At 34.3% G+C, this 22876-nt stretch carries 21 protein-coding genes; 9 read left to right on the top strand and 12 right to left on the bottom strand.

Features of this window, described 5'->3' with window-relative positions:
• Positions 1-33: 33 nt before the first annotated feature.
• Entirely contained in the window at positions 34-594 is a 561-nt protein-coding gene (gene infC / locus JML65_RS08480; RefSeq protein ID WP_081989141.1) for a translation initiation factor IF-3, read from the top strand.
• Between the two features lie 409 nt (positions 595-1003).
• Here infC and JML65_RS08475 read toward each other — a convergent pair whose 3' ends face one another.
• Positions 1004-1567, bottom strand: coding sequence for a hypothetical protein (locus JML65_RS08475; RefSeq protein WP_084084306.1), 564 nt, complete (start codon positions 1565-1567; stop codon positions 1004-1006).
• A gap of 160 nt (positions 1568-1727) precedes the next feature.
• Here JML65_RS08475 and JML65_RS08470 point away from each other — a divergent pair, with 160 nt between their 5' ends.
• Together JML65_RS08470 and JML65_RS08465 are read left to right on the top strand one after the other, a co-directional pair.
• The gene (locus tag JML65_RS08470; protein ID WP_202270537.1) at positions 1728-2852 is read left to right on the top strand and encodes a resolvase; all 1125 of its coding nucleotides are present in this window, start codon (positions 1728-1730) and stop codon (positions 2850-2852) included.
• 89 nt (positions 2853-2941) lie between these two features.
• Positions 2942-3508, top strand: a complete 567-nt coding sequence (locus JML65_RS08465; protein ID WP_047492588.1) for a hypothetical protein — start codon at positions 2942-2944, stop codon at positions 3506-3508.
• Positions 3509-3892: 384 nt separating this feature from the next.
• Here JML65_RS08465 and JML65_RS08460 read toward each other — a convergent pair whose 3' ends face one another.
• From JML65_RS08460 to JML65_RS08415, 10 genes are all read right to left on the bottom strand, one after another.
• Positions 3893-4438 carry a GNAT family N-acetyltransferase gene (locus tag JML65_RS08460; protein WP_047492829.1) on the bottom strand — a complete coding sequence of 182 codons (546 nt, stop codon included), beginning with the start codon at positions 4436-4438 and terminating at the stop codon, positions 3893-3895.
• A gap of 383 nt (positions 4439-4821) precedes the next feature.
• Complete coding sequence (locus tag JML65_RS08455) at positions 4822-5451, bottom strand: response regulator transcription factor (protein ID WP_047492832.1); 630 nt, start codon at positions 5449-5451, stop codon at positions 4822-4824.
• Positions 5452-5453: 2 nt separating this feature from the next.
• Positions 5454-7661 carry an ATP-binding protein gene (locus tag JML65_RS08450; RefSeq protein ID WP_202270536.1) on the bottom strand — a complete coding sequence of 736 codons (2208 nt, stop codon included), beginning with the start codon at positions 7659-7661 and terminating at the stop codon, positions 5454-5456.
• A 62-nt stretch (positions 7662-7723) separates the two neighbouring features.
• Positions 7724-10192 carry a tetratricopeptide repeat protein gene (locus tag JML65_RS08445; protein ID WP_202270535.1) on the bottom strand — a complete coding sequence of 823 codons (2469 nt, stop codon included), beginning with the start codon at positions 10190-10192 and terminating at the stop codon, positions 7724-7726.
• Between the two features lie 20 nt (positions 10193-10212).
• Complete coding sequence (locus tag JML65_RS08440) at positions 10213-11430, bottom strand: hypothetical protein (RefSeq protein ID WP_202270534.1); 1218 nt, start codon at positions 11428-11430, stop codon at positions 10213-10215.
• Positions 11431-11477: 47 nt separating this feature from the next.
• A complete protein-coding gene (locus JML65_RS08435; protein WP_202270533.1) occupies positions 11478-12242 on the bottom strand; it encodes a hypothetical protein in 765 nt (254 codons plus the stop codon).
• A 229-nt stretch (positions 12243-12471) separates the two neighbouring features.
• Positions 12472-12921 carry a hypothetical protein gene (locus JML65_RS08430; protein WP_202270532.1) on the bottom strand — a complete coding sequence of 150 codons (450 nt, stop codon included), beginning with the start codon at positions 12919-12921 and terminating at the stop codon, positions 12472-12474.
• Between the two features lie 64 nt (positions 12922-12985).
• Positions 12986-13513, bottom strand: coding sequence for a hypothetical protein (locus JML65_RS08425; protein WP_317194042.1), 528 nt, complete (start codon positions 13511-13513; stop codon positions 12986-12988).
• Between the two features lie 75 nt (positions 13514-13588).
• Positions 13589-14221, bottom strand: a complete 633-nt coding sequence (locus JML65_RS08420; protein ID WP_202270531.1) for a hypothetical protein — start codon at positions 14219-14221, stop codon at positions 13589-13591.
• A gap of 18 nt (positions 14222-14239) precedes the next feature.
• A complete protein-coding gene (locus JML65_RS08415) occupies positions 14240-15724 on the bottom strand; it encodes a hypothetical protein (protein WP_202270530.1) in 1485 nt (494 codons plus the stop codon).
• A gap of 217 nt (positions 15725-15941) precedes the next feature.
• Between JML65_RS08415 and JML65_RS08410 the strand changes: the two genes are divergently transcribed.
• From JML65_RS08410 to JML65_RS08385, 6 genes are all read left to right on the top strand, one after another.
• The gene (locus JML65_RS08410) at positions 15942-16763 is read left to right on the top strand and encodes an alpha/beta fold hydrolase (protein WP_202270529.1); all 822 of its coding nucleotides are present in this window, start codon (positions 15942-15944) and stop codon (positions 16761-16763) included.
• A 228-nt stretch (positions 16764-16991) separates the two neighbouring features.
• Positions 16992-17189 (top strand): 50S ribosomal protein L35, encoded by a 198-nt coding sequence (gene rpmI / locus JML65_RS08405; protein ID WP_047492860.1) that lies wholly within the window; start codon positions 16992-16994, stop codon positions 17187-17189.
• 118 nt (positions 17190-17307) lie between these two features.
• A complete protein-coding gene (gene rplT / locus JML65_RS08400) occupies positions 17308-17652 on the top strand; it encodes a 50S ribosomal protein L20 (RefSeq protein WP_034694451.1) in 345 nt (114 codons plus the stop codon).
• A gap of 231 nt (positions 17653-17883) precedes the next feature.
• Entirely contained in the window at positions 17884-19065 is a 1182-nt protein-coding gene (locus JML65_RS08395; RefSeq protein ID WP_202270528.1) for a M28 family peptidase, read from the top strand.
• A gap of 75 nt (positions 19066-19140) precedes the next feature.
• Entirely contained in the window at positions 19141-20316 is a 1176-nt protein-coding gene (locus JML65_RS08390) for a M28 family peptidase (protein WP_202270527.1), read from the top strand.
• Positions 20317-20544: 228 nt separating this feature from the next.
• Complete coding sequence (locus JML65_RS08385; protein WP_202270526.1) at positions 20545-21714, top strand: M28 family peptidase; 1170 nt, start codon at positions 20545-20547, stop codon at positions 21712-21714.
• A 607-nt stretch (positions 21715-22321) separates the two neighbouring features.
• Here JML65_RS08385 and JML65_RS08375 read toward each other — a convergent pair.
• Positions 22322-22717: a hypothetical protein gene (locus JML65_RS08375; protein WP_202270524.1), complete on the bottom strand. Its 396-nt coding sequence runs from the start codon at positions 22715-22717 to the stop codon at positions 22322-22324.
• Positions 22718-22876: the final 159 nt, after the last annotated feature.

The raw sequence follows: 22876 nt of genomic DNA, 5'->3' as shown, positions 1-22876 counted from the left end.
AATTAAGTAATTAACCAATAAAATTATAATACAATAGCACAAAGATTTAACAACAGGGGCCCACAAAGACGTCCTGTACAAGAGGACTTACACTTAATCAACGATAAAATTCGTGTGAGAGAGCTTCGTTTGGTGGGCGATAACGTAGAGCCGGGAATTTATCCAATTGACAAAGCAAGACAAATTGCTGCGGACCAGGAATTGGATTTAGTAGTAATTTCTGATAAGGCTGAACCTTTCATTGCAAGAATATTAGAATACAAAAAGTTTCTATACGAGCAAAAGAAAAAACAAAAGGAATTAAAAGCTAAGCAAGTAAAAGTAGTTGTGAAGGAAATCCGTTTTGGACCACAGACAGATGATCACGATTATGAATTTAAGAAAAAGCATGCTGAGAAGTTTCTTGAAGAAGGTTCAAAATTGAAAACCTACGTATTTTTTAAAGGACGTTCGATTATCTTTAAAGATCAGGGTGAAATCTTACTTTTAAAACTGGCTCAGGAACTGGAGCATGTTGGTAAAGTAGATCAGTTACCTAAGCTTGAAGGAAAAAGGATGATTATGATGATGAGTCCTAAAAAACCAGCAAAATAATTAAGTCATTTATCTTAATATAAAAACCTCAAATTACTTTGAGGTTTTTTTTATAATAAAATTTTCATGGATAAGTTTTATGAGACATAGGAAGAGATCATTGATGCGGATCAATCGTCAAAGTTGGGGAGACTAACCTGTGCAGTGTACTTCATACAAAGGTTTAGTATCTGATGCTATATGTGTAAGAGACAGCTTTATTGGCTCCTTCCTACCTGTATAGCTTACTTACAAATAAAATGACTATATATATGATTTTGTGTTTTTATACAAGCAGATCATTTTATATGTACGTTTCTTTCGAATACCTAAGGATCCTCCCTCAACTTTTAAGACTGACCCGTTGATCCATACTACTCTCCTGCTAGGATCAACTGTTCATCTTCAAAAATAGATATATGCGGTTGTATTATCCTTCAAAATTACCACAGTCGTGTTCTTTGAAAAGCGGTAACGCTTTTTTGGTGGTAAAATATCTGGATACTCTTTTATTATGTAATTCCAGTTTTTCACCTTCTACGACCAACTCGTAAACGGGTGCTTTATCTATTTGCGTTACAGTATAAGTTCTTTCAGCTGTTTTTAAAACGGTTTTACTTCCTTCGGTAGAGAATGAGAACTTATCAATTTTAAAAGTATCATGTTCATCACAGATATTGGTCCATACCATTTTATCCTTTGTCACAGATAAGCTTGCTAAATCGCATGAATAACAGTTACCCGAGAACTCTATACCATATTTTTCATACACATTTGTACTTTTGCTATCCAATACATCAATAGGAATTAATACTGAAAAATCATCCGGTATATCTGATTTTGGTATTGTATTCTTTTCTGTATCAGATGTAGAAACTGTATTGACTTTTACCTCCGTAGCATCTTCTTTTTTGTCCACTTTTTTTTCTGTAGCAGGTGAACAAGAAGTTAACAGACTTAGCATCACTGAACAGTTGATTATTATATTTTTCATTTATATAAAAATAATTTACAACGCTTAATTTATCGTTTGTAAAATTGATCAAAATTTACCATTCAATATATCCCTGTTTTCAGCCATTTATTCCCTGTATCAGGCAATTTTGTTGGTCACAACCCTGAATACTGATACCTTTGGCGAAAAAAATATAGAAATGAAACCCTTATCACAATTCTTTATATCCTCTATGGTTGTTGTTTTTGTGGGATGTAATCCACAGAATAAAACATCAGAAACGCATAAACCGGAAGCTGAAGTTACACAGAAAAACATAACATTTGCTGATTTTAAAAAGATAAAAGGTGTAGATAATGTACAGGATGTACCCTTTCAATTATTTACCAGGCTGGATTCTGTAAGGTTTTTTGTAGCTCCAGATAAAGATGCAGCGCATTTGAAAATAGCTTACAATAAACTGGATAATTATTATGGATTTGAAGAGTTTGATGACTTCTACTCTATTCATTACAGCATTAATAATAATATTTCGAACAGCATTGAAGCTTTTGTTTTGAAATCAGAATTCACTGCAGCATTTGACTTGACTTTACAAGGTGTTGATCTTTATGAGATCAGAAGCAGTGTATTTAAAAAGTCTCAGGATGTAAAAAATAAATCGTTCAGTACGTATGGTACCATAACGGAAGTCTCTGAACAGGAATTTAAAACAGCCTCTAACAAACGAATCGATGAAGTTTTAATAAAAGATCCACATGTGATCCTGGAAGGTAATAAATGGCTATACATCAATAGCACAACAGAAAAAAAACTGATTACACAACATGAAAATGTATCTACAGAAGACGGACTCTTATCCTATGAATATATAGGAGTATCCCCTTACCTGTATTTACAGGTTTTCAAAGAAAGCTCAATGGAGACTTCAGATACGTATTATTCTTTTTATAATGTAAAATCTACAGCCAATTTTCAACTCTTTACAGCGGGTTATCCACAGATTCTTCCCAAGAAAAACTGGATTTCCTATATTGTTTCAAACAATGATGTGGGAAGCGATTTTGCAATCAGTACATATGTAGCAGAAAGCTATAATCTTGAAGACCTTTTGTATGTCAACTTTACTAAGTTCAAAATAGCCGATGGCACAAAAGCTTTTTGGGCGGATGATGAAACCTTTTATGCCGAAGTTTATCCTACCAATTCAGCTTCATCAAATGGCAAAAAGCAAAAAGCGGCTTTCATAAAAATTAAGCTGAAGCCTGATCTGTTTCGAATGAAAAAAAAGTATTATAACCCTTATAGCAATTGGCCCAACTAGGAAAGAAGTAAGATAAAAACCCCTGAAACCAGCCAGTGTTTATGGAGGTAAAGTACAATATCTTTGCAGCAGTTATTTAAAGATATACAATGAAAAAAATAAGTTTAACCATTCTTTTTTCTTTACTCAGCTTAATGGCTTTTGCACAATCGTTAAAAGTAGTTATTAAACAGGACGGAAAAGTAATTGAACCGGTCAATGATGTTTATGATCTGAAAAAGTCACCTTTTATATTTGAGTTTACGGCTTCCAATCTTGAAGGTTTTTTAGTGGGAGCAACGACCAATAAGGATATTTATGCAGGGGCTCTAGGACTTTTCAATACTGAAGTTCCCTGGTTTCAAAGTACAGGTATGGCAGAGGAACTGTATAACAAGGACAAAGAACTGTTTTTAATGGATCAGGCACCATCATATTGGTATTATACAGATGCAAAAGATCACAGATTTGATAAAACCCCTAAAGGAAACTCAAAACAATGGACGGCTACGCGTACTATTACGAGGCTTTATGACATCATGGTGGCCCAGCCTGTCAATTTAAAAGATTTTGACGAAAGAGTCTATCTATTCATGTATGAGCCGGTATATAACGACGAATATGATTTAACAGGAAAGAAAAATCTGTTCCAGGCTGTGCTGAGATTCAAAGATTAATAATTGAACACCTAATTTTAAATTTATATAGAAAAGGTCTGCTTTTACGATGTAAGCAGACCTTTTTGCTGGTATGAATATGAATCAGTTTCCAAAAATTGAATGCAAATTATTTACGCTGAATTTTATAGACGCAAAGGTTTTATTTTTAGCAATGTATTATTTTAAGGGAGCAAAGCAGTGAATTAATAAAATTGATTCTTTTTAAGCGAACGTTTAGCCAGCAGCTTTGCTACCCATTATTCGATGATCAAACCGTGTTCTATGGCCAGTTTAATAGCTGAACTAAGATTAATTTTGATAAGATTTTTTCGGTGACTTTGTTTGACCTTTCCAACCCTACTACAGCCAACGTGTTAGTTTTTCAACCTGAAAGTACTTCTCTTATTTTCTTTTATCGGTTGATAAAATAGCATAACCATAATTATCTGACCACCCAGATTGTAAAGGAAGTAATTTTCGGGTATGCGCTTCTCTTAGCATGCCGACTTTTTCTAAAACACTTATGGAGCCAATATTCTCAACTGCACAGCCAGCTTCTATCCTGTGAAGTTTCAAATTTTCAAAACCGAAATCCAGTATTTTATTTACACTTTCTGTTGCATATCCTTGATTCCAAAATTTATAATGGAGCTGAAACCAGATTTCAGCGTTTTTATAATGTTCTTTTCCCAAATTAATTCCAATTAATCCAATAAATGTATCTTCATTAATCAAATTAACTGCGAATGTCAATTTTTTGGCTTTTTCCTTATTGTTTTCCATCATCCATTTTTTCACCTTTTCTTCGGTTTCCTGAATGTTTTTTGGGACTTCTGAAGTATTAAACCGGGCCGTTTCTTCTAAGGATTGCAATTCGAAAATGTTTTCAATATCATTTGCTGAGATAAGATTTAACTGTAATCTTTCTGTTCGTAAATTTATGTTCATGTTTGTTTTCTAATGTTATACATGCCATTTTTATAAAATGTGACACCGCGTAAAAAGCACTAACCAAATTGAACGAAATTTAGTTTCACCTCAAACCCTATCTGATTTTTATTTTATAAATGCCTTGTATTTCCGATGAAACGAACTTACAAAAAAAATGATGGAATGGAAAACAGTGACAGCTCAGAAACCGGAATATTTCAATTTACAACTCCTGGTTGTCTCTGTACCTCAATCTTACTGACACCTGTAGAAAAAATCAACTAGAACATGATAAAAATACTGTTCATACGGCCAGTACTGGAGCAATGAGAATATGATGTAACAGGAAAGAAAAAGGTCTGCTTACGTTGTAAAAGCAGACCTTTTTGCTGGATGATATGTTATTCGATAATCAATCCGTATTCTATGGCTAGTTTAATAGCTGAACTAAGATTAGACGTTTGAAATTTTTCGATAAGATTTTTTCGGTGACTTTCTACGGTGTGTGGACTGATAAAAAGCTTTTCCGCCATTTGATTGGTGGTAAGTCCTTTCGCTGCTTCGGCTAAGATTTCTTTTTCTCTTCGCGTTAATTTTGGAACCTGGTGTAAGCCATCCGATGATTTCTTCTCCAAAACAGACCTGGTTTGTGAGCATAAGAATCGGTCACCGGAATAGACGGTACTGATACCTTCCAGAATTTCGGAAACTGAAGCATTTTTTTGAATATACCCCAAAGCACCTTCGGACAAGGTACTGTTAATCACGGGCAGTTCATTGTGAACGCTAAGCATAATAATCTGAAGGTTTTCGTACTTCTTCTTTAAAGGTTGTATAAGTTCTATGCTGTTGGTATCTACCAGATTGATGTCCAGCAGCAAAATATCGACAGCTTGTTTTGCCAGGCCGGCATTCATTTCTGAAACGCTTTTGAAACAATCTACAACATCTATCGTATCGCTGTTTCCTAAAATATTTTTCAACCCTTCTAATAGAAGTGGATGATCATCTGTTATGGCTACTTTTATCATGTCTAATCAATAGGAATTTGAAGTTCTATACTGGTCCCAATATTTTGTTCGGAGGTGATATTCATCGTTCCTTTTAAAAACTGGACTCTTGATTCTATATTGTGAAACCCTGCTGTTTTTCTTACGTTTAAGCCTGCAAGGTCAAAACCTTTACCGTTGTCTTCTACTGTAAGATTCAATACATTTTCTTCTTCACTTATCTGAATAATAATTTCGGAAGTATCAGCATGTTTTATGGCATTGTTCACCAATTCCTGGATGATTCTGTATAGGATCAGTTGCTTTTCCTCTGATATGGAATTGGTGTAATTAATAAATTCTGTGTGGATCTCTAATGTGCTATTGGACACGCGGGAAGCAAACTCCTGAATGGCTACTTCCAGACCATATTTCATTAATAAATCGGGCATTAAATTATGCGCTACACGTCTCAGCTCCTCTACAGCACCATCAATCTGGGTAATGGATTTTGAAATTTCATCTTCTATACTTTCGGATTTTTGAGGGTCTAAAGAAGACAGCTGAAGTTTAGTTCCTGAAAGCAAGCCGCCCAATCCATCATGAAGATCACGGGCTAAACGGCCACGTTCCTGTTCCTGCCCTTCCAACAACGCAGTAAGTGTGGATATTTTTGAATTTTGTTTCTCTTTCTCCATGGCTAAAGCATGCAATTCGTCTCTTTGCTTCATTGATTTTGCACGTTGTTTATACGCATAAAGCAGTAAGATGATCAAAACGATAAAAATGAAAATAAAAACAATGTAATAGGTATTGATCTTTTCTTTGAATGTCAACAGCTTTTTAAAGTTGTTGATATCATTGTTTTTCTGTTCGGTTTCTAACTTTGCCAACCGAAGTTGCTGTTCTTTTTTCTCTGATTCCAATTCTGAAAACTTCAGTCGCTCTCGTTGATTTTCTTCCACTAATTTTAAGTTGTTATAAACCTGCTCACGTTGTGCCCGCACTATGTTGATCAACTTAATTTGCTGTGCTTTTTTATCACTTTCCAGCTGTAATTTTATATACTTCTGTTCCTGCCGTTCTTTGTCGAACTGAGATTCTAACCTTTTGGTAATATCCAGTTTTTCCTGATCATAAATACTTTTGTATTTGTTGACATAACTTTTATAATAATTAAGGGCTTCTTTGTAATTGCCTTGCTCTTCGCTAAGTTGGGATAAAGATTCAAGAATAGATAATTCTATATTATGATCTCTAACCGGGCTTTTTCCGATTTCCATAGAAGCTTTCAGAAAGTAAGATTTTGCTAAATCATAGTCTTTATCCTGTACAGCTAACTCTGCTAAAATACCAAATGAGGAAGCTATATGAATGGCATCACCGGTTTCCAGGCTCAAGGTATTGGCTAATTGAGCATATTTCATCGCCTTATCTTTATCAAAACCAGTATACAGATTGGCTAAATTGATGGCTGCATAGGAAAGGTTCGTCTTGTTGAGCATAGCCTCTTTATTCTTGTTGAAAGTCGCAATAGACTGCAAATAATACTGCTCTGCTTTATTTCTCAACCCTACATCCGATGGATTTTGACCGTATTTTTGTTCATATACATACCCCATGCGCATATAGGCATCGAAGATAAGATTGGGGTCATGCTGTTTGGAGGCCAGCAACAAAAACTGCTTACTGTATTTTTCTTCCAGCTGGTATTCATTCAGGTTGGAATAAATAGTGGATAATTCTTTGGCTGTATTACCAAATCTTCCGTACAGTGTAGAAGTCGTTGGTGAGTTTTCATAGTATTGAATAGCTTTCAGATAAGCGGCAACTGCATCGGTCGTTTTATTATTACGTATCAGAATCCACCCTTTTGCATATTGAAAATAACCTTTAGCTTCGTTACTGTTCGTTTTTAAGCTATACACATTGGCCATGTCAAGACTTTTCAAAGCTTCAGTTCCTTTCTTATCAAGTCGATAATTCATAGCTTGAACAGCATACAAGATGGTGGCATATTTCCCATCAGCTTGTTTTCTAGCAATGGAAATACTGGTTTCCAAAACCTGGTAAGATTTTGATTTTAAGTTATGTAAAAATAATGCTTTCGCGTATTTGGGAGCCAGATCCAACTGCTCTATTGTTTTATTTGAAGCATTGTTATATTCCCTCTCTAATTGGCTTACAACATCCTGTGCCTGAGCAAAAAAAGAACAAATAAACAAAGTAAATATAAATAACAACCTGTACATCAAACCCTTAACTCTATTAAATTTTAGTATTATAAAGAACGTAAATATAGGCAAAATACCAGCTAGTCTATTTCGAAACCATGCTGTTCAGCGAAAGATTTCCACTTCTGAAATTTCTTATCATTTTTAAATGTCGGATCTTCTCCATAGAAGTACACCAGGCGTTGGGTGGCATATTCATAGGCGCTGTAAGCATTAGCTTGCTCGTAGTACTTAATGGCTTTTTTAAAATCTGATTGTATACCCATCCCATGTTCGTAGATAATGCCATAATAGATGCCTGAATAAGACTGATCATAGTCTTTCTTCAGATACACCAAAAGATTTTTGTAATCTCTTAACTGATAATAGATTTCTGAAATTTTATCGTAATTATAGTAGTATTTTTTCTCGGCCTTTTGATAGAAATCCAAAGCTTTATCGTAATCCTGTATGACATCCTCTCCGAAATAATACAGATCCCCTAGGTTGGCTAGCGCCATTCCGTCACCAAGCTCAGCACTTTTCTCGTAGGCCCGAATCGCTTTTTTGATATTCAAAGAATACCCTATTCCATTGTGATACAAAGCGCCTATATTATTCCAGGCTACGGGATGATTTTGTTGTGCTGCTTTCTCGTAACAGTCAATCCCTTTCTGTGGGTCAAACAACACTTCAATTTCAGGATCGGTGAATAATATACCCATTTCTACCCAGCTATCAATGTCGTTTCTTTGAGCAGATATTTCAAACAGACGCAATGCCTCCTTATAATTTTGATTTTCCTTTGCGTCAAAAGCCATTTTTTTAATGATTTCAACATCCATGAACTGTTCGGAACTGCTGCCGGCACTATCTTTCCAACGAGTATAAAAGGAATTAAAGTATTCTAAATCTTTTCCCCGAAATGAATACCGATCCAGATAAATAGATCCATACTCAGCCACCTCTACCACCTGAATGCTTCTGTCTTCATTGATTCTCAACATATGTTCACCCTGATACAGAAACAGCAAGCCTTCATCAGCTCTATAATTCAAAGGATTAGAAATATAATCATATAATTTTTCTGACAAAGCATTTTCAAAATCAAACAATTGATACCCTTCTTTCTTTTGAACCGATAAAAACCCATTTTCCAAATAATGGATCTTTTTAATTTCGGAATGAGGAGTAATTAACCAACTTTCATTGTCTGCATCGAAAAGTCCCAATCCGTTTTGGACTTCCAGGGTAAACACATTGTTTTTATATCCGATACTCGATTCTGCTTTTACTTTGGTAATATGTTCATTTTCTAACAGAAACTGATGTTTTAAGGTATTATAAATCTTCCAGTTTTTGTCTTTGCGAATCGCCAGTGTTTCAAAATTATCTATTAAAATCAGTTGATCTGCTTCATCGATTATAAGATTACCCTTTTCATCTATCAGTCTGCCTTTTTTGTCAAATTTGTTCGGTTTGATCCAGAAACAGGTACTGGCATTTAGGATACTATCTTCTACAAAATCACCCAGATAATTTCCTTCTTTCGTATAATATCTGCGCTTGCGGGTTCCTTTTTGTCTGGTAAAAAACAATTCCGGAAAGTAATCATATTCATAAGGCGTTTCACTGTCAACGGGAAGAAGAAGTCTGCTTTCATCGTCATAAACTCCAAATTTCCCATCTTTTTCTACCCCTAAAAATCCATAGGTCAGTTTTTCGATTGTGCCATAATCAGCAGGAACCAACCAGGTTTTTGAATAGACTTTTAAAATCCCCGATTTGCCGTTCACTTTGACCTCTCCTAAAGGTTCCTGTGCAAAATCGAACACATCAAAAGCATCTTCATATATTGGAGGAACCAATTCTTTTCCATCACTCTGCAGGTAACCGAACCGCTCACCTTTTTGAATTACTGATATGCCGTAATTATAGTCTGCTTCAAAAATTTCATCATATATGGCCGGAGCTAAAATAGCGCCTTTTGCGTCCTTCAGTCCAAATTTTCCACTTTCTTCAAATACAGAAGATGCTACTTTCTTATAAGCAAGTTCCTCAAAATAGCCCAATCCGTAATTGATCCAGTCGGTTTGTAAAATATCGAGAAATGACGAGTAACCGTATGGTGAAAACAAAGAGTCTAATAATGAAAGATTCTGAGTTTCTACTGCTTTTTTATACAGTTTATTTTTCTGCTGAATCTCTACCAGCCATTCCTTAGCCTGTACTTTATGCTTTTCTTCGTTCATATTAAACACATCCGTTGCATTCAGTACGAAGGAATCATACGGTAATGCTTCCAGGAACTCAAACATTGTATTGACAGGTTCGTAGTAAGCTTTTTTGTAGTGCAATTGGTAGGTATCAGCCAGTAAATTGAAGAAGTAGCGCAGGCGAATAATTCCCTGTTCTTTATTAGAGAAAAACTCAACGCCTTCCACTTTGATGTCTTCTGCAATAAGTGGGTACAGCAATAATGGAATTTCATAGTTCCACTCCCCTAAATAGGTATCGAACGATTGATTTGTTTTCTGATCGTAATTGTATAGATAAATACGGTGTGCCATTAGATATACTATGTGTGGTTTTAACAGTTATAATACGCTTCAGGAATTTCAACTGATTTTTTTGTCATTTGCTCCAATTGCCCAGCAAACTGGTCGAAGAAATAAGTGTCTTCTATAAAAACATACAGATAATCTTCGGTTGTAAGATGAACCATAAAATCGGCATATCCAGATCCTTTTGCGGGAAGAACGTTCTGAAGTGTAAAATATGTAATTTTTTCAAGGTCTAAAATCAATGCTGTATCTGTTCCTGCAAATCCAATTTTATGATTAACACTGTCGAGCCAGATACCACTTTTCTCTTTCAATAATTCTTTTACTTTTAGTGGAATATGCTTTACTCCATCATTATCAATATATTTAACATTTATATCCAATTTATTGGGGAATGATAGTAATCCGGATATTTCCATCACTTCTTCATATTCTTTATTTTCTAAAAAAGACTTGTATTCACGCTTGTTATAGAAATGAAGCGATGTACTTCCATCGTCATAAGCATACTCTTCATCATAGGTATAACAAATAGAAGCATTTATACCATTGGCCAAAGCAAATTGCAGATAACATTGGTCATCTCTTTCATAACCGTATTGATTAATATCAACATCGTCATCAATCCAGAGTTCGCGTAGTTTTTTGTAGCTTTTATCGGTATTGGTTTCATCGTACAGATCTACGAAAAACTCCTGTACAGGACGATTAGTACTGACGTTTTCTGCATACACCTCCAATTGATCAATAAGGATACCTTCTATTCTGACCGGATATTTGAATCTTAAATATTGAGCGCCAAAATCGGTAAAATAAGCTTCTATACAACCCAATGCTTCCAATTGCTCGTAAGTAGTGTCCCAGGATATCATCTGTTTAGGCTCTGTATATACTTCGTAGCCAAAATCACCATCATTCAGATACTCGTCCAAGATCTGGTAATTCTGAAGCATTTTTTTTGCCCAAATTTTCACTTTCTCATCTTCTTTTCTAGCTTTACATACGGCAAAAAAAGTTTCGTCATCAAAACGAAATCTATCCGACAGTTCGTGATATACTTCTCCAAACCCCTGTAATTCAGTAGATATATAGTGTTGGTGATCTGCAAAAACAAACAAAAAAGGCACATTTCCTAAAATCTGTGCGTAAGCATATTTTAATGATTGAATGTTTGCATTCTCAATATTACCATGATCTTTATAAAAAAGTATATCTCCTTCTGTCCAGATTTCTTTATTTTCCATTTACTGTTTCTCTTACTATATTTCACAAAGTTGAATTTTCTGTCAGATTAAGTGTATTCTAAACAAATGACGGCTTTTTTAAGCTCTTTGTCATAAAATAAATATAACAGATCTGCTGCTGAATTCTGGAAATCATAGCCTTCCATACATCCGATATAATCCATTAATGTATCATCATTTTTATAAGGTTTTTCAATCAGGTTATCTGCACCAAAGTGAGTTTCTTCTACAGGAAGAGAGGCGGTATTCAGCTCATCAAAAACTTCATACACTTTCTTTTGCAAACGTTCCTCTGCATATTCTGAGTAATCATCTTTCTCCAGATCTTCAACCGTAAGCTTACGCAAACGTTCTAAACGACGGATATCATCTACCATTAAACCTGGCCGATAACTGTCTTTATCATAAAGCTTATTGTGTTTTTGGTAATATTCTTTTTTCAATTGATACATGGCTTCATTCATATTGTATTCAATTTCTAAATCGGAATAACTGTTCCCATAATCTTCCGGAGAGATCTCGGTATGGGCTGAAAAATAGTTCCAGTCTGCATCAAATTTGTATTTGCCTTCCATTACATCAAAACTAAACATATCTGATTTAGTATATTCTGTATGATATTCCGGTTTATTTTCCCCAATACAGCCATCGTAAATTTCCTTTACAGAAACAATATGAAGCCATTGATCTTCTGAGGGATTAATAATTTTTAAATTAATTGAACAAATGGGAAGAAAATATTTTTTATGATTTTCGATATCATCATAAAATACGTCTTCATATTCCGGGAAAATTTTTATTAAATCTTTCATATTATTTTCTTAAGTCTGTTTAAATGTTACCACAAAAGTCACAAAAGATTTTTAAACACTTAAACTATTTAAGGTATATACTTTGTGTATAAGAAGTACACTAAAGTTTTGTTGAAAATCAAAGATTTTCATCTTATGTGAACTTAATTGTGGTAAAATCCTTCTCGCCTATCTTTCATATTATACTGAAATTTGACATTTGAAACTTCTTCTTATTAAATCTATCATTTTATTTTCTTATAAGTTTTAGCTGTTCTCCTTCTTTTGCAAGGTTAAAAGACATGACTTTGGATGGTTTGAATGTTTGTGTAGGCAAGTCACAAAATTCAGATTTTCTAATGCTATCGACTTCCATTTTTATCTGGTTGGCTTCCGTAAAATAATATCTGCCATGTATCTCTGTGAAGCAATCGTTTCCACATTGCCATGCATCATAGCTTTTGAATTTTTCTTCATCCAAAAAGTTTACCGCGTGAAAGTTGAAGATCAATGCAGTATCTCTTGGAGACATATAATAGATTTTTCCACCATCCGGAATAATAAGTCCTCCTTCATTCACAATCCACTCCGTATTTTTCAGATAATTCTTGAAATTTGTTTTTTTTCTTTCAGGTTTCTTGCAACTTAAGATCATTACCAAAATGATGCTCAAAAATGAGAAAACAAAAGTATTTTTCATTGTAGCTTAGTTTATCATTGCTTATTCAGTTTTCTCCAAAGCCCATATTATCATTTTCAAGTATTTAAATTTTGGGAAAGAAATTAAAGCTCTGTTGGGCAATAAGCTTTGGTTTTGTCGCTGATGTATCATTGATCCGTTCTTCATATAATTCTATTCTTATGATTTTAATATCATTAGGTATTTTATAGGTTTCATCTTTTGTGTAATTATATCCCAGCACATCAGCACTTTCTTTACCAGGAACTTTTTTGATTTCCACGTAATACTTCAGCGTAACAGTATTCCCACTTTGCGCTCCCCTTTCAAAACGAATTTTTCTCACCTGATGAATGGAATGTCCACTGGAACTGATATTTCCCTGTATACGAAATGCAAGTGTTCCGGCATTTTTGGAAAGCATAAAAATGAGGGGATCAAGGCGTTCAGTAACTTCCTTTCGAGTGGTATACGTATGTGTTTTACCTGTTTCAGGAATTTCTTTTGTAACCTGTTTGGGCTCACTATAAATACTGGAAATTTTTAATTTTTGAGCATTTGTTTTACAGCCAGACAGCACTAAAAATGAAGTTAAAATCATGAGGTTTTTCACCGCTTTATTTTTAAATAAAGATAATTAAAGGAGGCGGACATAAATATCCCTGATAATGGTGGTTTTTTAATAGCTCTAGTTTATTTCTTTTTTGGCATCTTTCAACAGTTTTTCCGCTTTCAGTCTTATTTCTTTAGACAATAATCTGAAATTCTCATCCTTTACTTCCCGATACTGATCTTCTTCCTGAAATGGAATCCAGCCGGTAATTTTTGATTTCGAAAATGTTTTCTCACCTAAACTTGTATATACAATCACTTTCAATGGTTTGGCATCCAATCCGTCTGATTCTTCAAAATAAGTAAGATAAAACTCAGGAAAACCATCTTTGTCTGCATCTCCAATTTCACAGAAGTTAATCATGTACCGAGGCTGCGCTAATCCTGCTGCAAAATCTTTAAAGGTTATTTTTGGAAGTAATCCACCATGATCCTCCAGAAAAATACCTGAGTGCAAATCTTTTGGATTTTCACCTAAATAAGTAGGATTTTTAGCTTTGCTTTCGTTCAAAAACCAAATATAACTCCCATGATTAGGGACAAATGATTGTACAATCATTACCGGATTTCCTGATAATGGATTTCCAACCTCTTCCATAATCTCCTTGTATTTTTTATCTGAAGAAAAATATACTCCTGTCCTCATTTGAGCAAATGATAGTACACTCACAATACAAGCAGCAACAGGTAATAGCTTTCTAAAAATCATAGTTTTTCAATGTTTTATTTAATTCTCTTTGTATTCTTTTCCGGAATAAATATCAATATAATAATATATATTTTCCCTTGAATTAAGTTGAACAGTTACCAGCCCATCCGAATTAATAGACCTGTACCCTTTTGATCCGATATTCTTTTTATTCTTCTGATCATAAAGTATGTACAGACCGTCTTCCTCTTTTTGCAGCGCATACATCTGTTTTTCAGCATCCAACACTGAGATGTCATGGTATTCAGGTTTTATCTCCCAAGTCTTTGTTTTGCTATTCCACAGTCCCATGGTTCTCAATTTTTTTTCATCTTCTATTCGGATAAAGTATGTATCATTCATGCCTTGATAAGAATTTATCTTTCCAAATTTCCAGTTTTTGTCAATAAACTGGGTGGGTAAGATCATTTTTCTATCGGGCCAAACCATATTTCCAACCTGATCCAGAACTTTAAAACTGTATGTATCAATGGAATCTGTCACATTTCCTTTGGTATCAATATACAGCCAGTCATACGCCCAAATATCGTGATCATAATTAAAAACACCCAACAGAAAATAAGGTGAATTGGTTATAGAATACACCAAAGAAGTTTTTTTGATGAAATCAATCTGCGAAGCTGTTGCTTTTATAATTTCTTTAGGAAACACTTTTTCGTATTGTGGAAAAGGGTAAACATCATTGGTCTTACTATCCAGTAAAAGCTTAGGGATTTCCGGCTCATAGCGTTCTTTATTAATATCTTTCAGTAGTATAGTTTCCCTCCCAAATTGAAGTGAAAGAGTTTCAGTACCTTTCAATCCGCTGTGAATAGCTTTTTTCTGCCCCAGTTCATACATTGAAAAATTGACATTTGAAGATTTGAGAAATCGTTTGTTCTCTAACAACTCAGCAATATTATTTTCGATTTTACTTAAACCATTTTTTTTGATTTCATAAAGAGTTCCATTCCAAAATAGGTGGTTTTCATCTACAGCGATAAAATCGAGATAATAATTATCCTCTAAGTAGGGAATGTCTTCATGAAGTAAGACTTGTTTACTTTCTAAAATTCCAATCTCTATTTTATGATAAGTCTGTTCTTTTTTAATGCCACTTCCCATGATATTCCAGTCCCATTTCCAGACAGGCATTTTCTTTTCATATTCAATATCTCTTTTATAAAAGGTAAGTCCATTTACTACATTTAAATTGATTTCGCTGGTTGAAAAATCCAAAACAGTTTTTCCATTTCCATCGATGACTGCATATTCATTTTTTCCATTTCCAACAACTGCAAAACCTGTAGCGGTAAAAACTGATGCACTTCGAAATTTTTGATTCGTAACAGGTTTTAAGCTTGTTTTATCTACATAGACAAAATCATTCTGCCCGGTTAAAAACGGAATGGCATGTGTTGCCTTGGGTTTTGAAGGAATCCATGGAGAGTTATCTTTCCTTTCCTGTGTGCACGCTGTCACTGAAGTCAACATACAAAATATACTGAATGCTATTATTTTCATACTTCAAAATTCAATTCTTCTTAATGAATCAATATTAAAGAGAAGTGAAGAATAAAACAATCCCGATTATCAGCTATATTTTAATGTTGGATTCCATTGCTTTGCATTTTTATCAATATATTATCCTAGATCAATGTATTGTGAATATTTTCCGTATAAATTTGTGAATGTAAAAAATAAAATACATTATTAATTTATTAATCATAAAAAACAAACAATGAATACACTTACATTAAAAGACGGAACAGAAATTTACTACAAAGATTGGGGGAAAGGACAGCCTGTATTTTTTCATCACGGATGGCCACTTTCCAGTGATGATTGGGATGCACAAATGTTTTTCTTTTTAGAACAAGGATATAGGGTGATTGCCCACGACAGAAGGGGCCATGGAAGATCTGAACAAACCCCTTATGGACATGATATGGACACCTATGCTTCTGATGTGGCGGAAATTGTTGCCGCTTTGGATTTAAAAGACGTCATCCATGTGGGACATTCTACAGGAGGAGGTGAAGTGATCCGATATGTAGCAAAGCATGGTAACGGAAGGGTTTCAAAAGCCGTTTTAGTAAGTGCAGTAACTCCTATCATGGTTCAGAATGAGAATAATCCCAATGGAGTTCCTATTTCAGTTTTTGATGATATCCGAAATAATACGGCTAAACACAGACAGCAGTTTTTTATAGATCTTACTTTCCCTTTCTATGGATATAACAGAGAAGGAGCTAAGATTTCTGAAGGGATTCAGAGAAACTGGTGGCGTCAAGGAATGAATGGTTCTATCAAAGCCCATTACGATTGTGTTAAAGCATTCTCTGAAACTGATTTCACCGAAGATCTTAAAAGTGTGGACGTTCCTGTTTTGGTAATGCATGGCGAAGATGATCAGATTGTACCATTTGAAACTACTGGGAAAGTAGCTGCTACCCTGCTTAAAAACAGAAAATTAATTTCTTATCCAGGTTTTCCCCATGGGATGCCTACCACAGAAGCTGAAACTATTAATAAAGACTTATTAGCGTTTTTTCAGTCATAATTTGAGCTAATAATGTTGGGGAGAAACTATGAAAAATGTAGATTTCCGACAGAACATATCATAAAAAGACCGTTCCAGTAGGGGCGGTCTTCTTATTTACTACGATAAAATCACAGATTATAAAAGTTGGAATTGATTTTTTTTGTATCTTTGCACACTATTATTCCTAATGTCCTTAGGAGTATCCAAAACAGATATTGATAACAAAAACAATAAAAAAGCAAGACAATGCCAAAATTAAAAACGAAATCAGGTGCTAAGAAACGTTTTGCTCTTACCGGTTCTGGTAAGATCAAAAGAAAAAACGCTTACAAAAGCCACATCTTAACTAAGAAAGAAACTAAGCAGAAGAGAAATCTTACTAGCACTTCTTACGTAGCTAAAGTGGACGAAAAAAGCGTTCAACGTCAATTAGCAATTAAGTAGTTTTTATAAATCTATATTCGGTTTATAAGAATTCAAACAAATTCATCATTTTAACCCTGGAACGGTGCTAACAAGAGCAACATATGTTGCCGCCCTTTTCAAAAAAACAATTTAAATTATGCCAAGATCAGTAAATGCGGTAGCTTCAAGAGCTCGCAGAAAGAAAATTTTTAAGCAAGCTAAAGGTTTTTTCGGTAGAAGAAAGAACGTTTGGACTGTAGCTAAAAACGCGGTAGAAAAAGCAATGCAATATGCTTACCGTGGTAGAAAAGAGAAAAAGAGAAATTTCAGAGCACTTTGGATCACTCGTATCAACGCGGGAACTAGAGAGCACGGAATGTCTTACTCTCAATTTATGGGAGCTCTTAAAAAGAACAACATTGAGCTTAACAGAAAAGTTTTAGCAGATTTAGCAATGAATCACCCTGAAGCTTTCAAAGCTGTTGTAGATCAAGTAAAATAATGTAGAATACTATTTTTGTTATCAATATAAGTCCCGGGTTTTCCCGGGATTTTTTTGTTTGCTGTCCTATAGTCCTTCCACTCTTTGTATGATTTTAATTACACTCATCTACCATATATCCCTATATCGATAACGAATAACCAATTAAAATAGAATAAACAATACGGATCAATAATACCAAATGATAATTAATTAGTATATTAGCAATCAAAAAATAATTTGATTGAAGAAATGAAAAAAATTGCCGTTTTTTTATTTACATCTGTAGCGTTACAAAATATTGCTGCTCAAAATCTTATCCAGGCTTATAAAGACAGAGCCGACATGGTTACCCAGGCCAATATCAGTAACAACCTTCAGGAGTTTTCCAATCTTGGAGTAAAAACCACAGGTTCAACCGCTAATACCGATGCTTTAAACTGGCTTAAAAACAAATATCTTTCTTATGGATATTCCTCAAGCCAGATGGTTGAAGATCCTTTTAGCTTTGGAAGTACAAATTCTAAAAACCTGGTGATCACCAAAACAGGTACGGTGTATCCGGATAAATACATTATTATCTGCGGGCATTATGATACCATTGTAGGACCGGGTGTCAGTGATAATGGCAGCGGGACTTCTATTCTTTTAGAAGCAGCCAGAATATTAAAAGATATTCCTACAGAATATTCTATCAAATTTGTTCATTTTTCAGGTGAAGAACAGGGACTGAAAGGCAGTTATCATTACGCCAATACTGTAGCTTACCAGGGAAATACCCGGAAACTGGATATAAAGCTGGTTTTAAATATTGATCAGGTAGGAGGTCAGATAGGAAATTTAAATAACAAGATTACCTGCGAAAGAGATACAGGTGGAATATCCAGTAATAATGCAGCTTCTAATACTGCGACACAGGAACTGGCGGTATGTACCGGACTCTATTCTCCTCTCCAGACTTCTATTTCTTATGCTTATAGCTCTGACTATATTCCTTTTGAAGAGAAAGGATATACTATTACCGGATTTTATGAGTATATCAAAAGTGAAAATGAGCATAGTACGGATGATAATCTGACCAATATAGATCCTGTGTATGTTTTCAATGTGGGGAAAGCTGCTGTAGGCGCATTGCAGCATTTCGCTGTTGCCAGTACCAGCAATAACAATAACTTACAGGTGAATGAAGCGCCTGCTAAGGATCCGTTACAAAATATCAGAGTGTATCCAAATCCTGCCAAGGATATGATTACAGTAGAAACAGAAAAGATTAAACAGTTTAGCATTGAAATCAATGATATGGCCGGACATGTGGTTTTGAGTTCTGAAAATCAAAATAGAATAAATACTTCAGCGCTTCAAAATGGTGTTTATACCATTACCATAAAAACAAGTGCGGGTAATCTGACCAGAAAAATAATCATTGAAAAATAAGTCCTATCAACCGTCATACATCTTGAAAAAATATATTTTCATTGTGTACTTCTTACCTATATAATATATCAAAAAATGAAAAAAATCGCTGTTTTTTTATTTACTTCTATCATTATTCAACATATTGAAGCACAAAGCTTTATTCAATCATATAAAGACCGTGCTGATGCTGTTTCTCAAACCAATATCATTAATAATCTTCAGAATTTTGCCAGTTATGGGATAAAAACGACAGGTTCAACAGCTAATACAAATGCTCTGAACTGGTTAAAAAGTAAGTATACCTCTTTTGGCTATACCGCCGGTCAGATAGCAGAAGATCCATTCAGCTATGGCAGCACAGGATCAAAAAACTTAGTGATTACCAAAACCGGAACCGTTTATCCAAATAAATACGTAATTATCTGCGGACATTTTGATACAATCAATGGACCAGGAGTCAATGATAATGGCAGTGGTACTTCCATTATCCTGGAGGCTGCCAGAATATTGAAAGATGTTCCTACAGACTATTCTATTAAATTCATTCATTTTTCAGGAGAAGAGCAAGGGCTTGTAGGAAGCTATCATTATGCAGATAATGTTGCGTACCAGGGAAGTGCCCGTATGCTGGATATTAAAGTAGTCTTTAATCTGGATCAGGTAGGTGGCGTGATGGGAAATAATAACAATATCGTTTATTGTGATGAGGATCAGGGAGGAATGACCAGTAACAATGCAGCTTCTACCCTAGTAACACAAGAGCTTAGAAATTGTACAGCCCTCTACTCACCACTTCAAACCGCTGTAGATCCTGCTGAAGCTACAGATTATATCCCTTTTGAGCAAAAAGGATATACCATTACCGGTTTTTTTGAAAGAATAAGAAGTAGTTATCCACATACTTCCAGCGATACATTTAACAATACAGATCCCGTTTATATTTATAATATCGGAAAAGCTGCCGTGGGAGCATTACAGCATTTTGCTGTTGCCAGTACTTTGTTAGGAACTCAGGAAAATGTTTCAAAAAATCCACTTGAAGCCGTAAAAATATATCCCAATCCTGTAAAAGATATCATCAATATTGAGCTTCCTGATTCTAAGATAAAAAATTTCAGCTTTGAAATCACTGACTTTCCCGGACGTTCAATTCTAAAAACGACTAACGAAACAAAAATTAATGTTTCCCACCTGGAAAATGGTGCTTATCTTGGAATTTTAAAAACCGCTGATCAAACTGTGGTAAGAAAAGTTATGATTATGAGATAAATTTCATTCAAAATACCAGCTTTTAGCATACAAAGCCCTTTGAACTGTTTCAAAGGGCTTTTCATTGATCGTATTTTCAAATTTAACAATAAAGCTCACAAAATACCGACAGAGACATGATAAGTTCCGCATAACAAAATTGTATAAAATTTATTATATTTTTAAATTATTAAACACATCGTTGTGATTTATTTACTACATTCGTATTTACAAACCATTATATATAATATGAAAAAAATCACAACATTTTTATTGACTTCATTGGTCATACAGAGTATCGGAGCTCAATCTTTTATTCAGGCTTATAAAAACAGAGCTGATATGGTTACCCAAGCCAATATTACCGCCAATCTTCAGGAATTCGGTAATTTAGGTATAAAGACCACCGGCTCACAGGCAAATAACAACACGCTGACCTGGATTAAAAATAAATATACCTCTTACGGATATTCTGCCAGCCAAATTGTGGAAAGTTCCTTTACGTATGGATCATCGAGTTCAAAGAACCTGATCATTACCAAGACAGGAACTCTTTACCCTAACAAATATGTTATTATCTGCGGACATTATGATACCATTAATGGTCCGGGGGTTAATGATAATGGCAGTGGTACCTCTATTATCCTGGAAGCTGCCAGAATATTGAAAGATGTTCCTACAGAATACTCTATTAAATTTATTCACTTTTCAGGGGAAGAACAAGGGCTGGTAGGCAGCAGCCATTATGTGAATAATGTTGTGTACCAGGGAGGTGTCCGCAAATTGGATATCAAACTTGTCTTTAACCTTGACCAGGTAGGTGGTGTAAAAGGGAATAATAACAATACGGTGTATTGCGACGAAGATCAGGGTGGAGTTTCCAGCAATAATGCCGCTTCTGCTGCAGTTACCCAACAACTTAGAAATTGTACAGCACTCTACTCACCTCTTCAGACCGCTGTTGACCCTGCCGAAGCCACGGACTATATTCCTTTTGAACGAAAAGGAGAAGTGATTACGGGGTTTTTTGAAAAAATAAGAAGTAATTACCCACACACCTCTAAAGACACCTTTGCTAATGTAGACCCTGTTTATGTTTATAATATTGGAAAAGCTGCTGTAGGTGCTTTACAACATTTTGCAACAGCCTCAGTATCTTCAGCCAATAAGCAAGCTCCGACCAACACTCTGGAAGATGTAAAGATCTACCCTAACCCGGCTAACGATATTTTACACGTTGAGCTTCCTTCTCCAACCACTAATTTCAGCTTTGAAATGACCAATCTGGTAGGAAGATCATTACTTAAAACAAATAACGAAACCAAAATCGATGTCTCCACTCTTCAAAAAGGAATGTATATCGGCATTTTAAAAATAGGTGATCAGACCCTAGTCAAAAATATATTGATTGACAGGTAAAATGTAATTATACTTTTGAATATAAAAGCAAAAGCCAACTTATGAAAGTTGGCTTTTGTTATGATGATTATTTTTTCTTGTAGAATAGCTATATCGTATTTGCAGTAGTTCTTATTTCGACACTTAATACTTATAAGATTTTATTGTACCATTTCTATAAACATGAATGCTGTCTTCATTCTTATGCTTGACTATGCTATCGTTTTTTGAAAACGACTGTATTCATACATATTAAATTCTAATCTCTTTTTATTATTTAACATTAAAACAGTCACTCCGTGATTAGAATAATCTCTATACATGCTATCAATTTTACCCGAAAAAGATATCGTTACATTCTTTTCCTCCATACTTTTAGATTCCTTCCTTAAATTATCTTTATAAAAGAAATATCCCAAGACAGCCAAGCAAAATGCTATGGCTCCCGGTATTTTAAATCCTACATTTCTACTGACCACTTTCTGTAATTTTTAATAGCTCATGGCTGTGTTATATTTTTTTGTTCTTCTGCCTTTAACCATGTTATAATTTTTTTTTTTTTTTTGGGGGGGGGGGATAAATAATTAGAGCATTGAAATCCAATGTCCTAATTATAACTTAGTAATACTTAAAATGTATTTTTTAATGAACCTACATAAAGACTTAAGATGAGTAATCCAAAAAATGAAATGATGGCATAACTAATTACTAGAATGTCAGCTATTATTTTTGTTGTTTTACTAAAATCTTTTACTTTCTCTTTAATTTCTTCATACGAAGTAAATTTCCAATATCTCAAGCTCATTAATAAAATAATTGGTAAACAATAAATTATTACTATGTATTTATTCGAAGGTAAGGTGTTCATATCATAAAAATGATCTAAAAAAATCAATACAAATATCAAATTAAATGAAAGTAAGGAACAAGCTCCTATAATCCCCGAAGCTTTATGTGTCCCATCTTTTTCAAAATGATGGTAAAAATTAGTTATCTGATAGTATAAATAATCAATGAGTATCATATATTTTTGGAATTATAATAATTAGGGCATTGAAAATTCAATGCCCTAATTTTAGCCTAACAATTATTAAAATGTATTTTTTAATGATCCTAAATAAAGACTAAAAAATATAAACCCTAACAATGAGATAATAGCATAAATAATTAATAGAATATCAGC

The organism is Chryseobacterium sp. KMC2, assembly GCF_016756935.1.
Taxonomy (GTDB): Bacteria; Bacteroidota; Bacteroidia; order Flavobacteriales; family Weeksellaceae; genus Chryseobacterium; species Chryseobacterium rhizosphaerae.
This window is presented reverse-complemented; position numbering and strand designations above follow the sequence as displayed.

What these genes read in the sequence shown, in the direction of transcription:
- rplT (WP_034694451.1), top strand. Translation starts at nt 17,308, where the DNA reads ATGCCAAGATCAGTAAATGCGGTAGCTTCAAGAGCTCGCAGAAAGAAA.
- JML65_RS08390 (WP_202270527.1), top strand. Translation starts at nt 19,141, where the DNA reads ATGAAAAAAATCGCTGTTTTTTTATTTACTTCTATCATTATTCAACAT.
- JML65_RS08475 (WP_084084306.1), bottom strand. Translation starts at nt 1,567, where the DNA reads ATGAAAAATATAATAATCAACTGTTCAGTGATGCTAAGTCTGTTAACT.
- JML65_RS08415 (WP_202270530.1), bottom strand. Translation starts at nt 15,724, where the DNA reads ATGAAAATAATAGCATTCAGTATATTTTGTATGTTGACTTCAGTGACA.
- JML65_RS08375 (WP_202270524.1), bottom strand. Translation starts at nt 22,717, where the DNA reads ATGATACTCATTGATTATTTATACTATCAGATAACTAATTTTTACCAT.
- JML65_RS08395 (WP_202270528.1), top strand. Translation starts at nt 17,884, where the DNA reads ATGAAAAAAATTGCCGTTTTTTTATTTACATCTGTAGCGTTACAAAAT.
- JML65_RS08440 (WP_202270534.1), bottom strand. Translation starts at nt 11,430, where the DNA reads ATGGAAAATAAAGAAATCTGGACAGAAGGAGATATACTTTTTTATAAA.
- JML65_RS08470 (WP_202270537.1), top strand. Translation starts at nt 1,728, where the DNA reads ATGAAACCCTTATCACAATTCTTTATATCCTCTATGGTTGTTGTTTTT.
- JML65_RS08460 (WP_047492829.1), bottom strand. Translation starts at nt 4,438, where the DNA reads ATGAACATAAATTTACGAACAGAAAGATTACAGTTAAATCTTATCTCA.
- JML65_RS08465 (WP_047492588.1), top strand. Translation starts at nt 2,942, where the DNA reads ATGAAAAAAATAAGTTTAACCATTCTTTTTTCTTTACTCAGCTTAATG.
- rpmI (WP_047492860.1), top strand. Translation starts at nt 16,992, where the DNA reads ATGCCAAAATTAAAAACGAAATCAGGTGCTAAGAAACGTTTTGCTCTT.
- JML65_RS08455 (WP_047492832.1), bottom strand. Translation starts at nt 5,451, where the DNA reads ATGATAAAAGTAGCCATAACAGATGATCATCCACTTCTATTAGAAGGG.
- JML65_RS08385 (WP_202270526.1), top strand. Translation starts at nt 20,545, where the DNA reads ATGAAAAAAATCACAACATTTTTATTGACTTCATTGGTCATACAGAGT.
- JML65_RS08450 (WP_202270536.1), bottom strand. Translation starts at nt 7,661, where the DNA reads ATGTACAGGTTGTTATTTATATTTACTTTGTTTATTTGTTCTTTTTTT.
- JML65_RS08410 (WP_202270529.1), top strand. Translation starts at nt 15,942, where the DNA reads ATGAATACACTTACATTAAAAGACGGAACAGAAATTTACTACAAAGAT.
- JML65_RS08430 (WP_202270532.1), bottom strand. Translation starts at nt 12,921, where the DNA reads ATGAAAAATACTTTTGTTTTCTCATTTTTGAGCATCATTTTGGTAATG.
- JML65_RS08435 (WP_202270533.1), bottom strand. Translation starts at nt 12,242, where the DNA reads ATGAAAGATTTAATAAAAATTTTCCCGGAATATGAAGACGTATTTTAT.
- JML65_RS08420 (WP_202270531.1), bottom strand. Translation starts at nt 14,221, where the DNA reads ATGATTTTTAGAAAGCTATTACCTGTTGCTGCTTGTATTGTGAGTGTA.
- JML65_RS08445 (WP_202270535.1), bottom strand. Translation starts at nt 10,192, where the DNA reads ATGGCACACCGTATTTATCTATACAATTACGATCAGAAAACAAATCAA.